This is a genomic window from Bradyrhizobium sp. PRIMUS42, assembly GCF_023006515.1.
In the GTDB taxonomy this organism is placed as follows: Bacteria; Pseudomonadota; Alphaproteobacteria; order Rhizobiales; family Xanthobacteraceae; genus Bradyrhizobium.
On record NZ_JALBGZ010000775.1, the window covers coordinates 1 to 2,790 of the forward strand.

General features: G+C 65.2%; 4 protein-coding genes. 1 reads left to right on the forward strand and 3 read right to left on the reverse strand.

Going from position 1 to position 2,790, the window contains the following annotated elements:
• The 3 genes from MOV75_RS33410 to MOV75_RS33420 all read right to left on the reverse strand — a co-directional run.
• The coding region (locus MOV75_RS33410; RefSeq protein ID WP_247007459.1) for a HAMP domain-containing protein at nt 1–1,437 on the reverse strand (1,437 nt) is incomplete at its 3' end.
• 392 nt (nt 1,438–1,829) lie between these two features.
• Nucleotides 1,830–1,997 (reverse strand): DUF1127 domain-containing protein, encoded by a 168-nt coding sequence (locus tag MOV75_RS33415; protein ID WP_246930772.1) that lies wholly within the window; start codon nt 1,995–1,997, stop codon nt 1,830–1,832.
• A 53-nt stretch (nt 1,998–2,050) separates the two neighbouring features.
• A complete protein-coding gene (locus MOV75_RS33420; RefSeq protein ID WP_246930761.1) occupies nt 2,051–2,494 on the reverse strand; it encodes a nuclear transport factor 2 family protein in 444 nt (147 codons plus the stop codon).
• Nucleotides 2,495–2,584: 90 nt separating this feature from the next.
• Between MOV75_RS33420 and MOV75_RS33425 the strand changes: the two genes are divergently transcribed.
• Nucleotides 2,585–2,790 (forward strand): LysR family transcriptional regulator (locus tag MOV75_RS33425; protein ID WP_247007460.1); only part of this gene is annotated, 206 nt, incomplete at its 3' end.

Consider the following 2,790-nt stretch of genomic DNA (forward strand, 5'->3'; position numbering starts at 1 on the left):
CTCGCCCGCAATGCGTGCGGACTCCTGCACCTGGCGGGCGATCTCCCCGACCGAGGACGACAGCTCCTCGGTCGCGGTGGCGACCGCCTGGACGTTCGCGGTCGCTTCCTGGGACGCGGAGGCCACTTCGGTCGACAGGTCCTGCGCCCGCGAGGCGGTCGTGGTCAGGGTGCCGGCGGAGGCTTCGAGCTCGCTCGAGGCCGTCGACACGGTGTTGACGATCTCGCCGACGGCCTGCTCGAACTGGTCGGCGAGCCTGGCCATGTCCTTCTTGCGGCTTTCGGCCTGCCCTGCCTCGAGCTCGGCCTGCTCGGCGCGCATGCGCTCCGTGTCGATCATGTTCTCCTTGAACACCTGGATCGCCTTGGCCATGTCGCCGATCTCGTCTTTCTTGCCGCGACCGGGGATCTCGACATCGAGATTGCCGCCGGCAATCAGCCCCATCGCGCGCGTCATCGAGGTCAGAGGGCCGACGATGCTGCGGGCGATCAGGAAGGCGACGATGCCGCCGAACAGGATGGCGAGACCGCCTGCAATCTCCTGAACGGTCGTCGTGCCGGCGATCACCGCTTCGGCATGGGTGCGCGAGTCCTGATAGTCCTTCTTCAGGGTGGTTTCAGCGGCCTTGAGCCTGCCGATGCTCTCGACGATGAGGGGCGCGAGGTTCTTGTGATAGATCTCGTCGGCCTGAAGCATCGCGGCGGAGGTCGCCTCGAACGCCGATTTGTAGATGCCGAGCGAGATCTTCACCGGCGCGAGCGTGGATCGCAATTCCGCTGCCTGCGGGCTTTTTTCGATCGCCGCGAGCCGCTGCGCCGCCCTGTCCACACTCGCCCGGAAGTTGGCCGGCCCCTGGGTGTCGCGCAGGGCCAGGAAACGCCAGTTTGCGACCCGAACAAGGAGGGTCCTGGATTCGAGGTCGGCGACGAGGGCCGCGGTGTCTTCGTCGACGGCTGCGCGCGCCGCGTCGACCAGCTTGCCCATCTTGACGGCCAGATCCTCGCCGCTCGGCAGCAACGTCGCCTTGCCCGTCCTCGCCTCGTTGACGGCGTCTGCGAGGTTGTCACGCAGGCGCCGCATCTTGGCGACGTCGTCAATGAGGCCGTTGTAGAGCGCTCGCCGCTCCTCCGAGAGCGTGCCCTTCGCGCCGACCCGCAACAGCTCGGTCGCCGCGGTTTCGCGCTCTTGCGCCTCTTTCATCGCGGGTTCGTTGGCATCGTAGACGTAGCGCAGATTAGCGCGCTGGATGGCCTGGAGGTGGGTCGAGATCTCCAGCACGCGCGCCGTGCTGTCCGAGAGCGCGGATTGTCTTGAGACCTGATCCTGGACCGCCCACAAATTCCAGACGGCAACCACCGCCATCACCAGACCAACCGCCACCAGGGCCATGAAGCCTGCGTACAGGCGTCCCCTGATCCGCAAACGAAACTTCGGCATTCCCACTGTCCACCCCGATGCATCCACTTCGAGCAGCCGAACGCTTCCGGCGATCGTCACCGGCCACCCTGGCAGCCGCGCGTCGCATCCTTGCGACCCACGCTGCACCGCGACACAATGGAGAACACTCGTTAATTGAACCTTCAAATTCCTCGCGCGTGCGCACCTCACCGCACATGAGAAGTGCTGATTTTATCGGCAGCTATGCGAAGTCATGCAAGAATCCGCAGCGGCGTGCATAGCGTCGTACGCGAACCTCTAGAGGGCGCTGGCCTGCTGCAATTTGCCGAGTGCGTTCTGATCACTTCGAGCGTGCACGGTTTCTGGACGACCGGCACCGGGGCAAGCTCCGCCGGAAGCGGCGCGGGCGGCGGCGCTTCCTCTTGATCGGTCTATTTCCGCCGGACCGGCTTTGTCAGTTCGTAGGCAATCTCGGCGGGGGTCATCCCGCAGTCCTGAAGCTCCCGCTCGGTCATCGCAGCGAGCTGGCATCGGACCCGGGACCGCTGCCGCCGGGCCCGCACGACGTCCACCAGCGTCCGCCACACCTGCACAAACATCGTGAGGCGTGACGGACAGGGCCGGCCGGAGGACGCGACGTCGTCCAATCCGGTCAGCTCGCAGCCCTCACGGGTGCTTGCGGATACGCGCCCAGCGCCCTCTCGGTCAGGACCGAGTCGCAGTACTCGCGGATTTCCTTGATCTTGCCGTGCTCGAGACGAAACACCAGGCAATAGTCGTTGTCGTAGCGCACGCCCTCAGGCGTGACGTTGTCGCCCTTGGCCTCCACGACGACCACATCGCCGTCGGCGATGAAGCGGTGCGCGACCGTGCGCGTGCGGTCGCGCAGGCGGGTGCGCACATAACCGTGCAGATCGTTGAGGATCGCCTCCTTGCCCGCAAAGGTGCGCGACCAGGAATATTGGCCGGTCACGACCCATTTGGCATCCTCGGCAAGGCTTGTAGTGAACAGGGCGCGATCGCGCGCGGCCGGATCGGGATTGGCAGCGGCGGCGAAAATATCCTGCATCAGTTTCTTGTTGGCGCTCGCGCTCATGGCGGCATCTCCTTTGGTGAGAACGCGGAGATCATCGCCGGCCGATCGACATTCTTCAAATCGATACTAAATATGATATGTATTCACTCCATGAATTTGAATTCGCTTGACCTCAACCTGCTGACCGCCCTCGACGCATTGCTGCGCGAGGCCAGTGTCAGTCGCGCCGCGCTTCGGATGGGCCTGTCCCAGCCGGCGGCGAGCCATGCGTTGCAGCGCCTGCGCGACATTCTCGGCGATCCGCTGCTGGTGCGCACCGGCGCGCGGATGGAGCTGACGCCGCGGGCGCAGGCCTT